Here is a 19,816-nt window from a genome sequence, read left to right on the forward strand (position 1 = left end):
GCGCCACGGTGGTGGACGCCGGTGGCCAATATGTCATGCCCGGCGGCATAGACCCGCACACCCATCTGCAGCTGCCGTTCATGGGCACCACGACGATGGACGACTTCTACACCGGCACGGCGGCCGGCCTGGCGGGTGGCAACACCACCATCATCGACTTCGTCATCCCCGACCCGCAGGAAAACATCCTCGACGCGTACAAGAAGTGGCGCGGCTGGGCCGAGAAGTCGGCGAGTGACTATTCCTTCCACGTCGCCATCACCTGGTGGGACGATTCCGTCCACCGCGACATGGGCACCCTGGTGCGCGAGGAGGGCGTGAACAGCTTCAAGCACTTCATGGCCTACAAAAACGCCATCATGTGCAACGACGAAACCCTGGTCAACAGCTTCAAGCGTTCGCTGGAGTTGGGGGCCATGCCCACCGTCCATGCTGAAAACGGTGAACTGGTGTTCCTGCTGCAAGCCGAAATGAAGGCCAAGGGCATCCTCGGCCCCGAAGGCCACCCGCTGTCACGCCCGCCTGCCGTGGAGGCCGAAGCCGCACAACGCGCCATCGCCATTGCCGACGTGCTCAACGTGCCGATCTACGTCGTCCACGTCTCTTGCGCCGAATCCGCCGCTGCCATCGCCCGTGCCCGCGCCAACGGCCAGCGTGTTTATGGCGAGGTGCTGGCCGGGCATTTGACGCTGGACGACAGCGTCTACCGCAACGCCGATTTCGCCTACGCTGCAGGCCATGTGATGAGCCCGCCGTTCCGCAACAAAGAGAACCAAAACGCCCTCTGGCGCGGTCTACAAGCCGGGCACCTGCATACCACCGCTACTGACCACTGCACTTTCTGCGCCGCGCAAAAAGCCGCAGGCAAAGACGACTTCACCAAAATCCCCAATGGCTGCGGCGGCGTGGAAGAGCGCTTGGCAGTCATTTGGGATGCGGGGGTCAACACCGGCAAGCTCACCCCCAGCGAGTTTGTTGCCGTCACCTCGGCCAACGCGGCCAAGCTGTTCAACATCTACCCGCGCAAAGGCTGCATCACGGCAGGGGCCGATGCCGATGTGGTGGTGTGGGATCCCGAAGGCAGCAAGACGTTGTCCGTCAAAACCCAAAAATCATTGGGCGACTTCAACATCTTTGAAGGCCGCACCGTCAAAGGCGTGCCCACCCATACCCTGAGCCGGGGCAAAGTGGTTTACACCCAGGGGGACTTGCGGGCAGAGCGCGGTGCCGGTCAGTACGTCAAACGCCCCCCCTTTGGCCCGCAGTTCGACGCGCTGGCGAAAAAAACGGCGTTGCATGAACCCGTCGCCGTCGCCCGTTGACACCCGCTGACCCTTGCTGATCCACGCCAATTTAGGAACCCCCATGACCGTCAACATTGAATCTTTGCGTATCAACGGCCCCCGTCTCTGGGACTCCCTCATGGCGTTGGCTCAAATCGGTGCCACAGCCAAAGGTGGTGTCTGCCGCCTCACTCTCACCGACCTGGACAAACAAGGCCGGGACTTGGTCAGCCGCTGGGCCACCGAAGCGGGCATGACCATCACCATCGACAAAATCGGCAACGGCTTCATGCGCCGCGCTGGCCGCAACAACAGCCTGCCGCCCATCATGACCGGCAGCCACATCGACACCCAGCCCACCGGCGGCAAGTTCGACGGCAACTACGGCGTGCTGGCGGGCATTGAAGTGGTGCGCACCTTGAACGACCACAACATCACCACCGAAGCCCCTATCGAGGTCGCCTGGTGGACGAACGAAGAAGGCTCGCGCTTTGTGCCGGTGATGATGGGCTCCGGCGTGTTTGCCAAAGCCTTCACCTTGGAGCACGCCTACGCCGCCACCGATACCGAGGGCAAAAGCGTCAAAGACGAACTGGCCCGCATCGGCTACATCGGCGAGCAAGAACCCGGAGATCACCCCATCGGCGCGTACTTCGAGACCCATATCGAACAAGGCCCGGTGTTGGAAGACCATGACGTGACCATCGGCGTGGTGCAAGGCGTGCTCGGCATCCGCTGGTTCGACTGCACCGTCACCGGCATGGAAGCCCACGCCGGCCCCACGCCCATGGCACTGCGCAAAGACGCGATGCTGGCCGCCACCCGCATCATGCAAGACGTGGTGGCCGCAGCCCACCGCCACCCGCCGCACGGCCGTGGCACCGTGGGCATGGTGCAGGTCTTCCCCAACAGCCGCAACGTGATTCCGGGCCGGGTGAAGTTCAGCATCGACCTGCGCAACAGCACCGATGCCCTGGTGGACCAGATGGCCGCCGAAGTCAAAGCCTTCGCCGCCACCGTGGCGCAAGAATACGGCGTGGACGTGAAGATCGAGATGGTGTCGAGCTACAACGCCATCGGCTTCCACCCCGACTGCGTAGACGCCGTAGCCCGCGCCGCCGCCAAGCTGGGCTACTCCAACATGCCCGTCGTGTCAGGCGCGGGGCACGATGCGGTGTACATGGCGAAGCTGACATCCAGCGGCATGATCTTCATCCCCTGCAAAGACGGGATCAGCCACAACGAGATTGAAGATGCGAAGCCGGAGCACATTACGGCGGGGTGCAATGTGCTGCTGCATGCGATGCTGGAGCGGGCGGGAACGTAACCGGCAGTTGAACGCGGCCACGGCTTAAGAATAAACGGCCTTTAGCGCAGGCGGCATCTACGCTAGTAGCTCCTGATTTAATAGCAAATCAGGAGCTTTCCATTTTTGGAACAAATAGCCGCCACAAAAGAAACACCACGCTAACCGAGCAAGGGCGGAAACACCAAGGCGCTGCACTCGCACGCCGTAGAGGTAGAAGGGGAAAAGTACAGCCTCCTTGCTCTGGGTTCGTAGCAGTGGGTCTTCAACTCGGACAGTTGTCACATTTGAATACAAGCTAAATGACGGGTTCAAGAGCATCATCAAAGAGTCCATGGTTACCGTAGATGGAAGTGGACGAACCGTCATTCGTGACAACAGGGACTTCAAAGCTCAACTCCGAATAGCTGCCGCAAGAGCGCCCGGTAAAAGCATCGAGCGTTGCCGGGGTTCACAAATCGGTCTTCGGCTCCGGTGACATGCCCGCGAGCATCTTTGAAAACGCCTATCCGATACATAAATTTTATTGAGTTCTGAGTTTCATAGTAATGAATTACCATTTTGGCTCGTGTCGGACATTCGCAAAGAGGTTGATAGGCGCATATTTCCGCCTGACCACTGCGGCACGATGCAAGAACGTTCTCAGCGATCCAACAGACAACACAAAGGAGCTCCCCATGTCCACCGAAGCCAAATGCCCTTTCCACCACGCTGCCGGTAGCGGTACGACCAACAAGGATTGGTGGCCTAACCAACTGCGGGTGGATTTGCTGAACCAGCACTCGAACAAATCCCACCCGCTGGGCGAGAAGTTCAACTACGCCGAAGCATTCAAAAAGCTGGATTACAAAGCGCTCAAGGCAGACCTGGTCAAGCTGATGACCGACAGCCAGGACTGGTGGCCGGCCGACTTTGGCCACTACGGCCCACAGTTCATCCGCATGGCCTGGCACAGCTCGGGCACCTACCGCACACTGGACGGCCGGGGCGGTGGTGGCCGTGGCCAACAGCGCTTTGCGCCGCTGAACTCTTGGCCCGACAACGTCAACATCGACAAGTCGCGCCGCCTGCTCTGGCCCATCAAGCAAAAGTACGGCCAAAGCATTTCCTGGGCCGATCTGTTCATCCTCACCGGCAATGTGGCGCTGGAATCCATGGGTTTCCGCACCTTTGGTTTTGCCGGTGGCCGCGAAGACGTGTGGGAACCCGATATGGATGTGAGCTGGGGTGCAGAGACCACCTGGCTGGCGACCGACAAACGTTTCCATGGCGACCGCGAGCTGGACAACAATCTGGCCGCGACCCACATGGGCCTGATCTACGTGAACCCCGAAGGCCCGAACGCCAGCGGCGACTACCTGGCCGCAGCCCATGACATCCGCGCCACCTTCTACCGCATGGCGATGGACGACGAAGAAATCGTCGCCCTGATCGCCGGTGGCCACACTTTCGGTAAATCGCACGGCGCGGCACCTGAATCGCACAAGGGCCCGGAGCCCGAAGGCGCGGGCATCGAAGCCCAGGGCCTGGGCTGGAACAGCAATTTTGGCAGTGGCCACGGCAAAGACACCGTGTCCAGCGGCCTGGAAGTGACCTGGACCACCACCCCGGCGCAGTGGGGCAACAACTACTTCGAGAACCTGTTCAATTTCGAGTGGGAGCTGACCCATTCGCCCGCCGGTGCCAAGCAGTGGGTGGCCACCAATGCGCCAGAGATCATTCCCGACGCGCACATCCCCGGCAAGTTCCACAAGCCGACCATGATGACCACCGACCTGACGATGCGCTTCGACCCGGAGTTCGGCAAGATCTCCAAGCGCTTCCATGAAGACCCCCAGGCCTTCGCCGAAGCCTTTGCCCGCGCCTGGTACAAGCTGACCCACCGCGACATGGGCCCGAAGGCGCGTTACCTCGGCCCCGAAGTACCCAAGGAAGACCTGATCTGGCAAGACCCGCTGCCCGCCGCGACCCACCAGCCTACGGCGGCAGACATTGCCGATATCAAGTCGAAAATCGCGGCCTCGGGCCTGTCGGTCAGCCAGCTGGTGTCGGTGGCCTGGGCTTCGGCCTCCACTTTCCGTGGCGGCGACAAGCGTGGCGGTGCCAATGGCGCGCGCCTGGCCCTGGCCCCGCAGAAGGACTGGAAAGTCAACCAGATCGCCATCCAGGCCCTGCCCACGCTGGTCGCAATCCAGCAGGCATCGGGCAAGGCCTCGCTGGCCGACGTGATCGTACTGGCGGGCAGCGTGGGTGTCGAGCAGGCAGCCAAGGCCGCAGGTGTGGCGGTAGAAGTACCGTTTGCGCCGGGCCGCGTGGATGCTACGCAAGAGCAAACCGATGTCGAATCCTTCGCCGTGATGGAGCCGCTGGCCGATGGTTTCCGCAATTACAAGAACGGCAAGATCGGTGCCGCGACCGAAGCCCTGCTGATCGACCGGGCCCAGTTGCTGACCCTGACCGCGCCCGAGCTGACCGCGCTGGTCGGCGGCCTGCGGGTGCTGGGTGCCAATGCCGATGGCGGCAAGCACGGCGTGTTCACCGACCAGGTGGGCGTGCTCAGCAACGTGTTCTTTGTGAACCTGCTGGACATGGGTGCCACATGGACGGCGGTGGACGGTGAAGGCGAGGTGTTCGAAGGCCGGGACCGCAAGAGTGGCGCGGTGAAGTACACCGCCACCCGGGCCGACCTGGTCTTCGGCTCCAACTCGGTGCTGCGTGCGTACGCCGAGGTCTATGCCAGCGCGGACGGCCAGCAGAAGTTTGTGGCGGACTTTGTGGCGGCCTGGACCAAGGTGATGCAGCTGGACCGTTTCGACCTGGCCTAAGCGGCAGGGACTCGGGCACTGGTGGCCTGGGTCCTAGGGGCCAGCATGCTCCCCGGGCGTTGGTACGCCCGGGGATTTGGCTTTGGGGGTATCGGCCTTTATGGGGCCGGTGGCTGCGCTTTCTGGCTTGTGGCCAGAGTGGCGGGGGTCTGTGGTTTGCAGAGACTTCAGTGTAGACCCGGGCCACGGGCAGAATATTGCGTTATCGCCTGTAAATTCTTATTTATTGGCATAATCTGCCAATATTCTTAAAAATCAGGGCATCCACATGGTTCCAGACCGGTATGACAAGCAAATTCTGGAAATTCTGCAGGTCGACGGCCGCGTCAACAACCAGGACCTGGCCGACCGCATAGGTTTATCGCCGTCGCCCTGCCTGCGCCGGGTGCGGGCGCTCGAGGAATCCGGCCTGATCCGCGGCTATCGGGCCTTGCTGGACGCAAAGAAACTCGGGCTGTCGCTGATGGCCCTGGTGCATATCTCGATGGACCGCCACACCCCAGAACGCTTCGCCAACTTCGAGGCCTCGGTCGATGTGTTGCCCGAGGTGCTGGAGTGCCTGCTGATCACCGGGCAGGATGCCGACTACCAAATCAAGGTGGTGGTGCGCGATATGGACCACTACCAGGATTTATTGCTCAACAAGCTGACGCGGATCGAAGGTGTGACCGGCGTGCACTCCAGCTTTGTGCTGCGCCGGGTGGTGGACAGGACCGCGCTGGCCCTGTACTGAAAATAGCGCTTTATCCGTGCGGATGGCGTAGCGCGGCGTTCTCTGCCTCCAGCTGCACCAGCCGCTGCTCCGCCGCCGCCAGCGCCAACGTCAAGCGCTGCACTTCGGCCGCCAGCCCGTCCGCCACTTCCGTCACGCGCTCCCGCGTGCCGTCGCGGGTGTGCGCCAACTGCGCGCTGAGCGCGTCGAGCCAGCGAATGACACCCACCCGCGTCGTGTCTTTGTGCAGCGGGTTTTGCAACGTGGCTTTTTTGACATCAGCCCGGCGGCACAGCTCCGACTGGGTAACGCGGCCATGGTTGAACGGATAGACACCCTGGTACGCCGCAATCTCGGCTTCGATGTCGCGCATGGCCTTGTGCAAGCGGGCCAGCGCTGCCTCGGTGCGGGCATTGGATTTTTCGGCGGGTAGCGTGGGGAATGCAGGATCAGTGGTCATGGCGAAAATTTATAAAAAATAGGCCTCTAGCGCATATTGCACCTACGCTAATAGCTATTTATTCAATAGCAATTACCCCTTGCGCATGCATTTGAAGATCAGCACCCAGAAGCTCAAAATCAGTGAGGCCACGGGGAACTGCAGCGCGGTGGGCATGAAGTAAATGGCCAACACGCCGGGAATCCACACGCACCACAGGGCCACCAGCAGGGGCAGGTAGCGGCTGGTTAAAAAGTCGGCCGACACCACGCGCTTCCAGGTGCGGGCACAGTAGCCGTCATCGCGCCAGGCGAACAGGGCGATGACCGCAAAGTTGGTCATGGGCGAGTAAACAAACTGGTCGACCAGCATTTTTTTCGCAATAGTGGCTGCGTCATTGCCCTCGCCAAACAGGCTGACCTGCAATGCATAAAACAGGTCTACGGTGATGCCGATAGAGCCAAACACCAGGATGGCGTAGGCCATGTCGGCCCACTGGGTCTTGCGCCAGGGTTCTTTCAGCACCAGTTGGCCCAGGGCCTCGGGCACCAGCACGGCGAACGCGGCGTACGTGGCGAAGGCAAAAGGGTAGCCCCCAGCCTGCTTGGCGCTGCCCCAGGTAGCCAGGCCCGCCTGCACGGCCGGGCTCAGCACATAGGCCAGGACCAACAGCGCCAGGCCACACCAGAGCACCAGTCCCGGCAGCAGGTTGGCCCGGACCGCCGCGCGGACCTGCTGCAGCGGTGTGGCGGGGAGCACGCCTTCCATTCGACCTACTCGGCCAATGCCAACTCGGCCAGCTTCAGCGCGCCTTCAAAACTCCGCGCGCCGCCAATGAACAGGTTCAGGTGGCAGAACACGCTGTCTTCCACGCCGGTCACTGCAGCCAACTCTTGGTCGCGCAGACCGGCCCAGCTGGCGGGCAGGTCCTTGCGGGTGTCGAAGGAGCCGGGCTCTACCGGCACGGTCTTGATCTGGTACTGGTTGCCATCAGAGTCGGGGTAGATGACGAACAGCACCTCGGGCATTTCATCGACCACTACGCGGGTCCAGGGCATGCCGCCTTCCTTCAGATGCAGCAGTTGGCCGCCGAGCAGGCGCGGGGCCTGGCGCACGGTGTCCATGGCACGGATCTGCGCCACCTTCTTGCCGATGGCGTGGTCCAGAAATTTGCGCGTGATGGCGATGGCCTCGCGAAAGCGGGTTTCCAGCAGCTGGGCCTTGGCGGCCAGGTCCAGGCCCTGCTCTTCCAGCCAATGGGTGTTGAGCTGGGCAATCAGGGCCGACAGACCGAAGATGCCCGCAGCCACGTCGCCCTGGCCGGTGTCCACGATGTCGAGGTACTGCACCAGCGAATGGTCGATGGTGCCCACCACGCTGGCCACTGCGGCATCGTCCAGCGTCTGGCCATGGCTGGCAGCCCAGGCGCTGACGTAGGCGGCACTAAAGGCCGACCACACCAAACCAGCGCTGGCGTAGCCCACACCGGGCACGGTTTGGCCATCGACCAGCCGGGCCGGGCGGGCACCCTCGAAGCCGCGCTGGTGGTGGTCAAACCGGCCCGTGGCCGCGTCCCAGGTGCCGCCCACGTCCACCACGTAGTCGGCGGTGGCTATGAGGTCTTTATTGCGGGTGCGCAGCAGAGTGTGCGATGGGAAAACCCCCATCAGAACGCCAACGCCAAAAACGTCGTCGGCGTGGAAGGTGCCACTGTGCGTGGCTATCGTGGTGGTGGTGTGGGTGGCGGTATCGGTCATGGGGCGATTTTAGGGGCTATCCCATGACAAACAAGTAGCCAAAACCACTCCTAGCGCACATAACAACTGCGCGGACAGCTATTTAATAAATAGCAAATTAGAAGTTGATCTTGGCGGTGTAGATAAAGCCGTCCTGGTAGGTAGCCGAGCCCAGCTTGTTCTTGGCATAGCGGTAGGTGATGCCGGTGGTGAATAGGGGGGTGGCGTTCCACCATAGCGACACGGCACCGTTTTGGGCGGTTTTGTTGGCGGTGACCACGCCACCGTCACGGGCCATGACCAGATAGTCGGACTTGCGGCCCATTTCGGTTTCATGCCAGTTGGTGACCATGAAGGATTGGTCCATGGCCTTGAAGCTATAGCCCAACACCCAGCCGCCCATCATGCCGTTGTACTGCGTGCCCAGGTCGGTCTTGGTCTCGTAGTGCGCGCCCAGAAACGGCTTGATCCAGAAGCCGCCGCTGCTGATGGCCGTGCTCAGGCCGAACACATTGTTCTGGTCGCGAAAGCCGTCGTCCATGAAGTTGTAGATATGGCCGTAGAGCTGCACCGGCAGGCCCCCGGCTTCGGTCAGGTTGTAGTGGCCCACGACCTTCATGGCGTAGCGGCGGTCCATGGCGGAGTCGGCGGCGTTGTGGGCATCCTTGGTGGGGTTTTCCACGTCAAAGAAGCCGTACACATCGCCCCACTTGCCGCCCGCGCCGCCTTCCAGCTCCAGATAGGTGAAGTCTTTTTTCACACCAAACGGGCCTTTGCCGGTTTGGTTCAGCGTGCGGTCGCTCCAGGCCAGGTGGTTGACGCTGACGTTCTTGAACGACCAGTTGTCGTCGGCGTGCGCAGCAGGGGCCAGGGCGACAGTCGCAGCTACAGCAGCCAGGATTTTGGTGAATTGCATAGTAGTTTCAAAATAAGAATATGGGACCGCTCAGTATGCAAAGGCCATGCCAAATACTTGACGAAGTAGTCAGCTTTTTTGCAACAAACTGTGCCTCGCACACCGGCTACGCCCCTTAACGGCGCACGCCGTACCCACGTTCCTTGACGCAGGTTATAGCTGCAGCCCGCAGCCGCGCAACAGCAGGGCCACCACATGCTCGGTGGCGCGGGCCTGGTCGGCGCGGGTCAGCTTGGCACGGCCCAGCACGGCGCTGACCTGCACGTCAAAGTCGGCATAGGTTTGCGTGGCCGCCCACAGGGTAAAAAACAGATGGGTACTGTCTACCGGGGCCATTTTCCCTTCGGCAATCCACTGGTCGATGACGGCGGCCTTGGCCCGCACCGTGGCGCGCAGCTCGGTGGCCAGCAGTTGCTTGACCACAGCCGCGCCGTGCAGCAGCTCGTTGGCCCAGACCTTGGAGGCATGCGGCCGGGCGGCCGACATGGCCATCTTGCTGCGGATGTAGCCGCCGATGGCCTGGGCCGGGTCGGCATCGGGGGTGATGCCGTGGGTGGGGGCCAGCCAGTCCTCCAGGATACGGGCCAGCACTGCACGGTACAGTCCGTCCTTGTTGCCAAAGTAGTAGTGCAGATTGGCTTTGGGCAGGCCGGATTCATCGGCGATCTGGGCCATGGTGGCACCGCTGAACCCGGCCCCGGCAAAGACGCGCTCTGCCGCGGCCAGGATCCGCTCTTCGTTGGCCTGGCGGATCTGGCCTTTGCTATCCGCCGGGGCTTGCGTTTTAGCAATCACTTTTTAGTAGCCGCTTCCCAAACAATGTGGCTCATGGCGGCGGCACCGGGGTCTTTCTTGATCACCGGGGCACTGCCGCCCGACAGCAGCACCTTGACCGTGCGCTCGTAGGCGGCGGGCTCCAGGTAGCCCATCTTGGGGGTGTTGGCGGTGGTGATCAGCTTGGCCACGTTTTCCATCTGGCGCTTTTGCACGGCCAGGGTGGCGCTGCCCGACATATCGTTGGACACCACAATCTTGGCGGCCTCTTCGGGGTTCTTCACTGCGTCGTTCCAGCCCTTGAACGTGGCCCGGAGGAATTTGCCCATGCGGGCCACAAAGGCCGGGTCCTTGAGCTTAGATTCCAGTACGTACAGGCCGTCTTCCAGCGAGGCCGCGCCCTGGTCTTCGTAGAAGAAGGTGACCAGATCGCTTTCTTTCACGCCCGCGTCGATGATCTGCCAGTACTCGTTGTAGACCATGGTGGACACGCAGGCGGCCTGGTTTTGCAGCAGCGGATCAACGTTAAAGCCTTGCTTGAGCACCTTGATGTCTACGTCAGGCTTCAGGCCCAGCTTGGCCATCCAGTTGAGGAACGGGTATTCGTTACCGCCAAACCACACGCCCAGGGTTTTGCCCTTCAGGTCTTTGGGGCTGGTGACACCGCTGGCTTTTTTGCAGGTCAGCATCAGGCCGGAGCGGTTGAACACCTGGGCAATGTTGACCAGCGGCACACCGGCTTCGCGGGCGGCCAGCGCGTCGGGCATCCAGTTGACGATTACGTCGGCGTTGTTGCCCGCAATCACCTGCACCGGCGAGATGTCGGGGCCGCCGGGTTTGATGGTCACGTCCAGGCCCTCGGCCTTGTAGTAGCCCTTGGCGGCGGCCACGTAGTAGCCCGCAAACTGGGCTTGCGGCACCCATTTGAGCTGCACGGTAACCTTATCTTGCGCCTGGACGGCGAAGCCGCCAACCGCCAACACGGCAGCCAGCAGGCATTGGCTCAACTTGGATAATTTCTGCATCGAATACTCCTAGGGTGGGGAACTTAGCGGGAACGAACGGAAGGGTGCCAGAACGCAAAACGCCGCTCCAGCTGCACCAGCAAGGCGTAGGCCAGCGAGCCGGTCAGGGCCGCTACCACAATCGCGCCCCACACCAGCGGCATGTGCATCTTGGCCGCCTCGGTGGAAATGCGAAAGCCCAGCCCGGCAGTGGGCGAACCAAAAAACTCGGCCACGATGGCCCCGATCAGCGCCAGCGTGGCATTGACCTTGAGCGCACCAAAGATGAACGGCAAGGCACTGGGCAGGCGCAGCCCCAGCAAGGTTTGCCAGTAACCCGCCGCGTAGCTGTGCATCAGCTCCCGCTCCAGCTTGCCTGCGGCTTTCAATCCGGCCAGGGTGGACACCAGCATGGGGAAGAAGGTCATCAGCACCACCACCGCCGCCTTGGACGGCCAGTCAAAGCCAAACCACATCACCGCAATGGGTGCCACCCCCACCAGCGGCACGGTGCTGGTCAGCGAGGCAATCGGCAACAGACCGCGTTGCAGGAATGGCATGCGGTCGATCGCCACCGCCACGGCAAAACCCAGGCCGCAGCCTAGCACCCAGCCGGTGACGACCGACTTGAGCACGGTCTGCACAAAGTCGCCCCACAGCACAGTCCAGCCCTCGGCCATGGCCTGCACGATCAGCAGCGGCGATGGCAGCAGCACCCGGGGCACGCCATACGCCGTGACCAGCAGCTGCCAGAAGTACAGCAGCCACAGGCCGAACAAAGCCGCCGTCAGCAGGCCGTAAACAGGCCGCCCGTCCAGCGCAGCGCAGGCGCGTACCGTCCACACCGCCAAGGCCAGCAGCAGCAAAAGTTTAGGCAAAAATAGGCCTCTAGCGCATGATTCATCTACGCACATAGCTATAAAAATAATAGCAATTAGCACACTGATCAATACCAGGCCCAGCACGGCCCCCGGGCTGCGCGCCTTCATGCCCGCCCCCCAAACCGGCGCAGCACCAGCCGCTCCACGCCCAGTACGGCGGCGGTCAGGGCCAAGCCCAGCAAGGCCGACATCAGCAGCGCCGACCAGATGGCCACGGTGTTGCCGTAGTACGAGCCCAGCAACAGTTTGGCCCCCAGACCTGCCTGCGCGCCGGTGGGCAATTCGGCCACCATGGCCCCCACCAGGCTGGCCGCAATGCCCACCCGCAAGGCGGGGAACAAGAACGGCAGTGCCGCTGGCAGGCGCAGCAGCCAAAACGCCTGCCAGCGCGAGGCCGCGTAGGTGTAGAGCAGCTCGGTGTCGATCTGCTGCGGCGAGCGCAGGCCTTGCACCATGGCCACGGTGACCGGGAAGAAGCACAGGTACATGGCGATCACCGCCTTGGGCCACACGCCCGAGAAACCCAAGCTGCCCAGAATCACCAGCACGATGGGCGCAATCGCCAGCACAGGGATGGTTTGCGAGGCCACGATCCAGGGCATCAGCGCCCGGTCCAGGGTGCGCGAATGCACGATGCCCGCCGACAGCAGCAAGCCGAACAGCGTGCCCATGGCAAAGCCCAGCAGGCTGGACTGGGCGGTGACGGCGACGTGGAACAGCAGGTTGCGCGGCGAATCTACCGGCCAATCGACCAGGCTGGACCAAAAATCCACCGCTACCTGCTGCGGCGAGGGCAGCACCGGGCGCTGCATGGACAGCGTGGTCTGGACCAGATCGGCCCAGCCCCAGGCCGTGCCCCGGGGGCTGAGCACGCGCTCAATAGCCCCTGGTGCGTTCAGCCACACAGCCCCCACGTACCATAGCAATAACACGCCCAGCAGCACAGTGGCCATGGGCAAGGCGCTATCGAAAGCAGAGCTGCGTTTAATGGTGGCCATCCGCCAGGGACTCGCGTACGGCGTGGGCCAGCGCCATGAATTCAGGGGTGTCGCGCAGGCCCAGGTGGCGCTCGTCCGGCAGGGTGGAAGCTATCACCTTGACGATGCGGCCCGGCCGGGGCGACATGACCACGATGCGGGTGGACAGGTACACCGCCTCGGCAATCGAGTGGGTCACAAACACCACGGTGCGGCGCTCGCGCTGCCAGAGCTGCTGCAGTTGCTCGTTAAGCCGGTCGCGGGTGATCTCGTCCAGCGCGCCAAAGGGTTCGTCCATCATCAGGATGCGCGGCTCAAAGGCCAGCGCCCGGGCAATCGACACCCGCTGCTGCATGCCGCCGGAAAGTTGCCAGGGGTATTTCTTCTCGAAGCCCTGCAGCCCTACCCGCGCCAGCTGGTCCATGGCGATGCGCTGGCTCTCGGCCTTGTCGCGGCCCTGGATGTGCAGCGGCAGCAGCACATTGCCCAGCACCGTGCGCCATGGAAACAGCGCCGGGGCCTGGAACACATAGCCATAGGAGCGGGCCAGGCGCGCAGCGTGCGGGCTGACACCGTTCACCAGCATGGTGCCCGAACTGATGGGCTCCAGGTCGGCAATGGCGCGCAGCAGCGTGGTCTTGCCGCAGCCTGAGGGCCCGATCAGAGAGACGAATTCGCCTGGCTGCACCGTGAGGTCGATGTCTTGCAGAGCATGCACCGGCGCGTCGGCAGCGGGGTAAATAACGTTGGCCTGGCGGACCTCGACAGCCACGGTAGCGGCCAGGGGAGTGGCCAACGGCTCAGGCGCTGGCATGGACACAATGGCGAAGGATTTGAATCATAGAAACCCACTATAAAGCTAACCAAACGGTCAGCTTCTTCGGGTTTAAGCTAGTTTTGTGCCAATATTTTTCGGCTTATTGCACCGATGGTGTGCGGCGACTTCAAGACGGGCGCTCGGGCTCCTGCATCTGCGCTTCCTCGACTTTCGCCCACTCTTTGCGGATGTCTAGCAGCTCGGGCAGGATGCCCAGAAAAGCGTGGACCACCATCGGGTCAAAGTGCACTTCCACCCCGGCATGGATGTAACTCAGTATTTTTTCCATCGGCCACGGCTCTTTGTAAGGGCGGCGCATGCTAAGGGCATCAAACACGTCGGCCAGCGCCACAATGCGGGCCGACTTGGGAATCTCTTGCCCGCGCAAGCCGTCGGGGTAGCCACTGCCGTCCCATTTCTCGTGGTGCCGCAGCGCAACTTCGGCCGCCAGCTGGAAGACGGGGGCTTCGCTCTTGCTCAGAATATCGTGGCCAATTTTCGGGTGGGTGCGCATCACCACCCATTCGGATTCGTCCAGCGGACCCGGTTTTCGCAGAATCGCCTGCGGAACACCCAGCTTGCCGGTGTCGTGCATGGGGGCCGCCAATTCCAGGCGGGTACTGCTGGCGGCATCCCAGCCGCAGGCCTGGGCCAGCACACGGGCGTAGGCGGCCACGCGCCAGATGTGGGCACCGGTGTCGGTGTCGTTGTAGTGCCCGGCATGGCCCAGCATCAGGATCGCATCGCGGTAGCTTTGCTCCAGTGCCGTTGCCCGCACCAGCGACAAATGGGCAGCCACACGTGCCAGCACGATGGGCGGGGACACCGGCTTGGTGATGTAGTCCACCGCACCTGCCGCGAAGCCCGCGGCCTCGTGCGCCATGTCGGCATAGCCGGTAACAAAAATCACCTGCACACTCTGGGTGGCATCGCGCTGCTTAATCTGTCGGCACAGGTCGTAGCCATTGGTGTCGGGCAAGCCGATGTCGAGCAGCACCAGGGCCGGGCGGTGCTTGATAACTGCCGCCAGGGCCTCGCTACCGTTGCGGGCAAAGGCCAGCACATAGGTTTTCTGCAAGATCTCGCGCATGATGGCCAGGTTGGCGGGCTCGTCATCGACGACCAGAATAGTCGGGACGTACATGGTTTACTCCTTCAGCGTGATGCCGTATTGCCGGGCCAGCTGGCGGCTGCAGGCCTCAGCCCCCCGAAAATCAAACCCATTCAGACAGGCCCGCACGGCGACCAGATCGTGCTCGGGCACATGCTGCGCCATCAGGGCCAGCAGCGCCTCTACCGGCGCGGGGTTGTCGGTATCCAAGGCTTCCAGCAAGGCCTGCAGGTGTGCCGCTATGGCCGTACGGGTCACAGGAGAATCCAGCTGCGCACTGCGGGCCAGAGGGTCTGCGCCCTCGGGCAGCGCTGTGGTGGGGGCAAAGCGCGCGATCACCCCCATGGCCTGCTGTATCGCGTCGTCCAGGCGGTCCAGCACCGGTATCGGGTCGTAGCCCATGGACAGCACCCTCTCTGCCTCGCTAGCCAGGCGCTGGGTGGCCGGCAGTGCCATATTGGCGGCCACCCCCGCCAGCTTGTGGGCCAACGCGGCGGCAGCTGGGCGATCATCTACGGCGAGGCTGGCATGCATGTCGGCCACCGCATGGCCATAGCCAGCGGAGAAGCGCCGCAGGTATTCACGGTAAACCTGCAAGTTCGACCAGATCTGCAGGCCCTGCGCGACATCCACCACCGAGGTGTCCTGGAGCGGCACGGTCTCTAGCGGCGCTGCAGGTGCCACCTCGGTTGCAATGGGCTCGACCCGTGGTGCCGCGCCCGGCCTGCGCCATCGTAGCCGCTGGATCAACGCCACCGTAGAGGGCACGTCAAAAGGCTTGCTGATGAAGTCGGTCATGCCCACGGCCTGTGCCGCTTCCTGCTGCGATTTGAAGGCCCCGGCGGTCAGCGCCACGATGGGCAGATCATTGAACTGCGGCATGCGCCGCAACTGGCGCGTGGCCTCGATACCGTCCATAACCGGCATCTGCACGTCCATCAGCACCATGTCCACATCGCCGGGGTGGGCCCGCAGCCAGTCCAGGGCTTCCTGGCCGTCCTCGGCCAGCACCACATCGGCCCCCTGCTGGTGCAGGATGCGTTGGGCCACTTCGCGGTTAATTTTGCTGTCGTCCACCACCAGCACCCGCACGCCCGCCAAGTCCTGCCCGACGGCCTGCTGCAAGGCCTGTGGCATGCCCACGGTGTGGGCCCGCCTGCGCTGCGCGTTCATGACCGCGTTGTACAGGGTGGAGGTGGTGACGGGTTTGCTCAGAATCGCATCCACCAGGTCGGCACCCGGCTGGCTGGCCAGGCTGGTGAGCGAGTAGGCAGTGGCCATGATCACGATCGGGCATTCATCAGGCGGCACGCTGTCGCGGATGGCCTGGGCCGTGGCCAAGCCATCGATGCCCAGCATTTTCCAGTCCAGCACCACCACGTTGGGCAGCTTGCCATTTTTGCGGCTCCGCACCTGCGCCAGCACCGCCTCGCCCGAATCCACGCCGCTCACCTTCCAGCCCAGGCCCTGGGCAATCTCCACCACGGCACGCAGGGCGATCTGGCTGTCGTCGGCAAACAGGGCATCGATGCGGACCATGTCGGGCGACGAAAAATCGGTACTGGGAATCTGCTGCACGGGCACGGTGAACCAGAATTCGCTGCCCTCACCCAGGGCACTGGTCAGGCCAATTTCACCCCCCATCAAGCCCACCAACTGGCGGCTGATGGTCAGGCCCAGTCCGGTGCCACCAAAGCGGCGGGTGGTGGAGCCGTCCGCCTGGGTAAAGGCCGAGAACACATCGTTTTGCAGCGCCGGGGCAATGCCGATGCCGGTGTCGACCACGCTGAATCGCAAGATGATGGTGTCTTCGTGCACGGTGAGCAGCTCGGTGCGCAATTCCACCCGGCCCGCGTGGGTGAACTTGATGGCGTTGCTGGTCAGATTGGTGAGCACCTGCTCCAGGCGCAAGGCATCACCTTTCACCATGCTGATACCCACGGGCAAGGGCTGGATGATGAGCTCGATATTTTTGTTGCCCGCAGCGATGCCCATGGCGCTGGCCATGTTGTCCATCACGTCGCCCATGCGAAACGGCGTGCACTCTATCTCCATGTGGCCGGCTTCGATTTTGGACACATCCAGGATGTCATTGATGATGCCCAGCAACGAGCGGCCAGAAGTCCGTATCTTGCGCACCAGGTCATGGGCATCCATGTCCAGCCGTGCCTGCTCCAGCAAATAGGCCAGACCCAGAATGGCATTCAGGGGTGAGCGGATCTCGTGGCTCATATTGGCCAGAAATTCAGCCTTGCTGCGGTTGGCGGCCTCGGCCACATCGCGGGCCTGCAGCAAGGCCGCCTCGGCCTGTTTTTGGGCCGAAATATCCTGCGCAAACACCAGGGTGGCGGGCCCATCGGCTAGCACCACACGGGCGGTGGTTTTGAACACCGGAACCAAGCGACCGTCCTTGCACATCCCCACGGCTTCAAACATCTGCTCCAGCGGGGAGTCATCAACTATCAATGCCTCCTGGCTATGCAGGAGCGTACGGGACTCCTCCGACAGCATGGCACTCCAGGGCAGGCCGACCAGGTCAGCGATGGCCAAATACCCATGCAGTGCGCGGTAACGGGGGTTGGAATACACAAAATGCCCGGTCCGCAATATGGCTATCGGCAAAGGCGCGTCTTCGATCAGTGTTCGAAACCGGGCCTCGCTTTGACGCAGGGTGTGGGCCATACGGCGCTCGGTCACGTCCCGGAAGGTCAGGATCACTTGGTCGACCTGCCCCATAGCATCCAGAATGGGCGCAGTGCTGTATTCCAGAACTACCGACTGGCCGGTATCTTTGCGACGCACCGTGACCTCAAAGTCGCGGACAAAATCCCCCCCGCCCCCGCGTAAGCTCACCCACTGCCCTGGAGACAACTCTTCTCCCGTAGGCAGCGTGACTTCAATGTTGGCGCGCACTTCTTCCATCGGCGTTGCCGCATCAAAGAGGCCATGGATACTGCGCGCAGCCAGGTTGACACGGACGATGTCCTGGTGGCTGTCAAAAACAAAAACACCTTCGGTCATGTTGTCAAAAACGGCTTGCAGGCCATTGCGCGCGCGCACCACTTCCTGCTCGGCCACTTTGGCCGCAGTGATCTCCATGTGGGTGCCCATCAGGGTAATGCCGAGGCCCTGCGCGTCACGCTCTATCGCCTGGGCCCGCCCCAGAATCCATACCCAATGGCCCAGCCGGTGCTGGATGCGGTAACTCACTTCGTACAAGGGCACGCTGCCATCTACACAGGTCTCACGGGCCAGGGCGTAGGCAGGCAAGTCCTCGGGGTGGACCCGGCTGCGCCAAAACTCCAGTTCGCCCTGGAAATCCTGCTGTGTATAACCAATCATGGCCAGCGAGTTGTCATCGAAAGTGCGCTTCTCGGTGGGCACATGAAAACTCCATAGGCCCAAATTTCCTCCGCGTAATGCGAGCTTCAGCCGGTCGGCGGCCTCCAGGCGCTCGCTGTCGCGTTCAAACGCCAAGTCTTCCATGCGCGATCGACGCGTCTGCGCCCACCACAGGCCGCCACAGCAGAGCAAGACCAGCGCGGCATACAGGGCCCCGTTGGTGATCATCTGGCGCCGCAAGGGCTGCATGATGGCAGCCAAGTCCCGGCTGAGGCCAATCACCAGCCCTTTGTCCATCTGCAACTCGGCTGGATGGATAGTGCGCATGGCCATCAGGCGTTGCTCGCCGGTTCTGGATATCGTGCCCGTCAACATGTTGCTGGTCTTGCCGCTCTCCACATGCCGGTTGAAGAAAGTCCCAGGTTTGTTGAAATTGGTGCCGTCAATATTTGCTCTGAGCGGGAAATTCAAAAACTGCAGTCCATCGCCGTGGACCACAAAACCCCACACGTCCGGGGCATACATCACCGGTCGAAAAATGCTGGTGAAATACTCTGGGTCGAGCGTGGCGATCACCACCCCGGCAAACTCCCCGGCGGTCCCAGACACCATCCGGGCGGTGTTGACGACCAAATCGTTGCGCAAAGACTTGTAAGGAGCCGACACATACAAGGTTGTTCGGCTCGGGTGGGCCTGTACGGTCTTGAAATAGTCCCGCTGGCTGAAACTAATGCCGACCAAATCGGGGCTGTGCGCGGCAATCGCCACGCCCCGTGCATCCATCACCACCATGGCCCGGATACCCGGCATGGCATTGGCTAGCGCGCGCAAGCGCCGGGATACATCTTTGGGATTGGCGGCACCCGGAACCAGCAGGTAGTCCTTGATGACCTCTTCCATCGCCAGGCTGATTACGGCCAAATTGCCCTGGATGTCGCTGGAAATCACATTCGACTGGACCTGCAAGCGGTCTTGCTCAGTGGCCAGGGTGCGATCCACTTCGACGGAGTGCACGTAGGCGATGAAGCCCCCTACCAGGGCGAGTACCACCACCAGCAGCAGCCATTCAAGCAGTTTACGTCGCAAAACCAAACGTCTGGTGTGGGTAAGCATCCACTCCATGCTAGCCCACTTTACCGAATAGACAGCGAAATTCGCGCATTTTTAGAGCACAAAATGGGCCTTCATATCCTGTATTTGCATGAAGTTTTGAACATATCGCGACCATAAAAAAAGCCCGCAGGCACGGGGCCTGCGGGCTTTTAGGTGCGATAAATCCAAACCGTCTTAAAACGGTTATGCATACAAAAAAGTGTTGGTATATGCATTGATGAGAGAGAGTGACAGTCAAAATCCAACTCTATTTGTTGGTTGACGCGCATCTGACCGAAAGTTTGCCCTCATATGCTTTATTTTGAGCAATTTGTGGGTAGACGTTCCTTGCATGTTGCAAAGGTCCACTAAGGACGTCTGCTTTGGCGTCAGGTATGACCTTGCCCTCGAAAAACGTATCCCTTGCTGAGTGTTTAAATTCACGCAAGGAGAACGGAAATGACGAAGACGGCGAGAGCGCGATACACGCTCGAATTCAAGCAAGAAGCAGTGCGACTGGTCGAGGGAGGTCAGAGCATCGCGGCAGCGGCACGCACGTTGGGAGTGGTCAACCAGACACTATTCAATTGGGTTAAGGCAC

16 protein-coding genes are annotated in these 19,816 nt (G+C 61.9%); 5 read left to right on the top strand and 11 right to left on the bottom strand.

What is annotated here, in order from left to right; genetic code table 11:
• The 4 genes from hydA to Q0T48_RS06995 all read left to right on the top strand — a co-directional run.
• The coding region (gene hydA, locus Q0T48_RS06980; RefSeq protein WP_295954292.1) for a dihydropyrimidinase at positions 1-1,322 on the top strand (1,322 nt) is incomplete at its 5' end.
• Between the two features lie 43 nt (positions 1,323-1,365).
• Positions 1,366-2,610: a Zn-dependent hydrolase gene (locus Q0T48_RS06985; RefSeq protein WP_295954294.1), complete on the top strand. Its 1,245-nt coding sequence runs from the start codon at positions 1,366-1,368 to the stop codon at positions 2,608-2,610.
• Positions 2,611-3,266: 656 nt separating this feature from the next.
• Positions 3,267-5,414 (top strand): catalase/peroxidase HPI, encoded by a 2,148-nt coding sequence (katG, locus tag Q0T48_RS06990; protein ID WP_295954296.1) that lies wholly within the window; start codon positions 3,267-3,269, stop codon positions 5,412-5,414.
• A gap of 268 nt (positions 5,415-5,682) precedes the next feature.
• Positions 5,683-6,147, top strand: a complete 465-nt coding sequence (locus Q0T48_RS06995) for an Lrp/AsnC family transcriptional regulator (protein ID WP_295954299.1) — start codon at positions 5,683-5,685, stop codon at positions 6,145-6,147.
• 10 nt (positions 6,148-6,157) lie between these two features.
• Here Q0T48_RS06995 and Q0T48_RS07000 read toward each other — a convergent pair whose 3' ends face one another.
• The 11 genes from Q0T48_RS07000 to Q0T48_RS07050 all read right to left on the bottom strand — a co-directional run bounded on the left by Q0T48_RS07000 (position 6,158) and on the right by Q0T48_RS07050 (position 19,209).
• Entirely contained in the window at positions 6,158-6,586 is a 429-nt protein-coding gene (locus Q0T48_RS07000) for a hypothetical protein (protein WP_295954302.1), read from the bottom strand.
• Between the two features lie 72 nt (positions 6,587-6,658).
• Positions 6,659-7,333, bottom strand: a complete 675-nt coding sequence (locus Q0T48_RS07005) for a hypothetical protein (RefSeq protein ID WP_295954305.1) — start codon at positions 7,331-7,333, stop codon at positions 6,659-6,661.
• 5 nt (positions 7,334-7,338) lie between these two features.
• Positions 7,339-8,322 carry an MYG1 family protein gene (locus Q0T48_RS07010; protein ID WP_295954308.1) on the bottom strand — a complete coding sequence of 328 codons (984 nt, stop codon included), beginning with the start codon at positions 8,320-8,322 and terminating at the stop codon, positions 7,339-7,341.
• 97 nt (positions 8,323-8,419) lie between these two features.
• A complete protein-coding gene (locus tag Q0T48_RS07015) occupies positions 8,420-9,217 on the bottom strand; it encodes an outer membrane protein OmpK (protein WP_295954310.1) in 798 nt (265 codons plus the stop codon).
• Between the two features lie 153 nt (positions 9,218-9,370).
• Positions 9,371-10,012, bottom strand: coding sequence for a TetR/AcrR family transcriptional regulator (locus Q0T48_RS07020; RefSeq protein WP_295954312.1), 642 nt, complete (start codon positions 10,010-10,012; stop codon positions 9,371-9,373).
• Positions 10,009-11,016 (bottom strand): ABC transporter substrate-binding protein, encoded by a 1,008-nt coding sequence (locus Q0T48_RS07025; protein ID WP_295954316.1) that lies wholly within the window; start codon positions 11,014-11,016, stop codon positions 10,009-10,011. The genes Q0T48_RS07020 and Q0T48_RS07025 overlap by 4 nt, the downstream gene beginning before the upstream one ends.
• A gap of 23 nt (positions 11,017-11,039) precedes the next feature.
• Complete coding sequence (locus Q0T48_RS07030) at positions 11,040-11,873, bottom strand: ABC transporter permease (RefSeq protein WP_295954319.1); 834 nt, start codon at positions 11,871-11,873, stop codon at positions 11,040-11,042.
• Positions 11,874-11,980: 107 nt separating this feature from the next.
• On the bottom strand, positions 11,981-12,874 hold the full coding sequence (locus tag Q0T48_RS07035; protein ID WP_295954321.1) for an ABC transporter permease: 894 nt from the start codon (positions 12,872-12,874) through the stop codon (positions 11,981-11,983).
• A complete protein-coding gene (locus tag Q0T48_RS07040; protein ID WP_295954323.1) occupies positions 12,861-13,667 on the bottom strand; it encodes an ABC transporter ATP-binding protein in 807 nt (268 codons plus the stop codon). Before Q0T48_RS07040 ends, Q0T48_RS07035 begins: the two co-directional genes overlap by 14 nt.
• 130 nt (positions 13,668-13,797) lie before the next feature.
• Positions 13,798-14,814 (bottom strand): HD domain-containing phosphohydrolase, encoded by a 1,017-nt coding sequence (locus Q0T48_RS07045; protein ID WP_295954326.1) that lies wholly within the window; start codon positions 14,812-14,814, stop codon positions 13,798-13,800.
• Positions 14,815-14,817: 3 nt separating this feature from the next.
• A complete protein-coding gene (locus tag Q0T48_RS07050) occupies positions 14,818-19,209 on the bottom strand; it encodes a response regulator (protein ID WP_295954329.1) in 4,392 nt (1,463 codons plus the stop codon).
• A 465-nt stretch (positions 19,210-19,674) separates the two neighbouring features.
• On the opposite strand from Q0T48_RS07050, the gene Q0T48_RS07055 reads away from it, so the two are divergent.
• Positions 19,675-19,816 (top strand): transposase (locus Q0T48_RS07055; protein ID WP_295954332.1); only part of this gene is annotated, 142 nt, incomplete at its 3' end.

Origin of the sequence: Rhodoferax sp. (assembly GCF_025354435.1) — a bacterium.
In the GTDB taxonomy this organism is placed as follows: Bacteria; Pseudomonadota; Gammaproteobacteria; order Burkholderiales; family Burkholderiaceae_C; genus Rhodoferax_B.

Coding starts and splice junctions, on each gene's coding strand:
- Q0T48_RS07000 (WP_295954302.1), bottom strand. CDS start 6,586: ATGACCACTGATCCTGCATTCCCCACGCTACCCGCCGAAAAATCCAAT.
- Q0T48_RS07010 (WP_295954308.1), bottom strand. CDS start 8,322: ATGACCGATACCGCCACCCACACCACCACCACGATAGCCACGCACAGT.
- Q0T48_RS07025 (WP_295954316.1), bottom strand. CDS start 11,016: ATGCAGAAATTATCCAAGTTGAGCCAATGCCTGCTGGCTGCCGTGTTG.
- Q0T48_RS06995 (WP_295954299.1), top strand. CDS start 5,683: ATGGTTCCAGACCGGTATGACAAGCAAATTCTGGAAATTCTGCAGGTC.
- Q0T48_RS06985 (WP_295954294.1), top strand. CDS start 1,366: ATGACCGTCAACATTGAATCTTTGCGTATCAACGGCCCCCGTCTCTGG.
- Q0T48_RS07015 (WP_295954310.1), bottom strand. CDS start 9,217: ATGCAATTCACCAAAATCCTGGCTGCTGTAGCTGCGACTGTCGCCCTG.
- Q0T48_RS07040 (WP_295954323.1), bottom strand. CDS start 13,667: ATGCCAGCGCCTGAGCCGTTGGCCACTCCCCTGGCCGCTACCGTGGCT.
- Q0T48_RS07045 (WP_295954326.1), bottom strand. CDS start 14,814: ATGTACGTCCCGACTATTCTGGTCGTCGATGACGAGCCCGCCAACCTG.
- Q0T48_RS07005 (WP_295954305.1), bottom strand. CDS start 7,333: ATGGAAGGCGTGCTCCCCGCCACACCGCTGCAGCAGGTCCGCGCGGCG.
- Q0T48_RS07035 (WP_295954321.1), bottom strand. CDS start 12,874: ATGGCCACCATTAAACGCAGCTCTGCTTTCGATAGCGCCTTGCCCATG.
- katG (WP_295954296.1), top strand. CDS start 3,267: ATGTCCACCGAAGCCAAATGCCCTTTCCACCACGCTGCCGGTAGCGGT.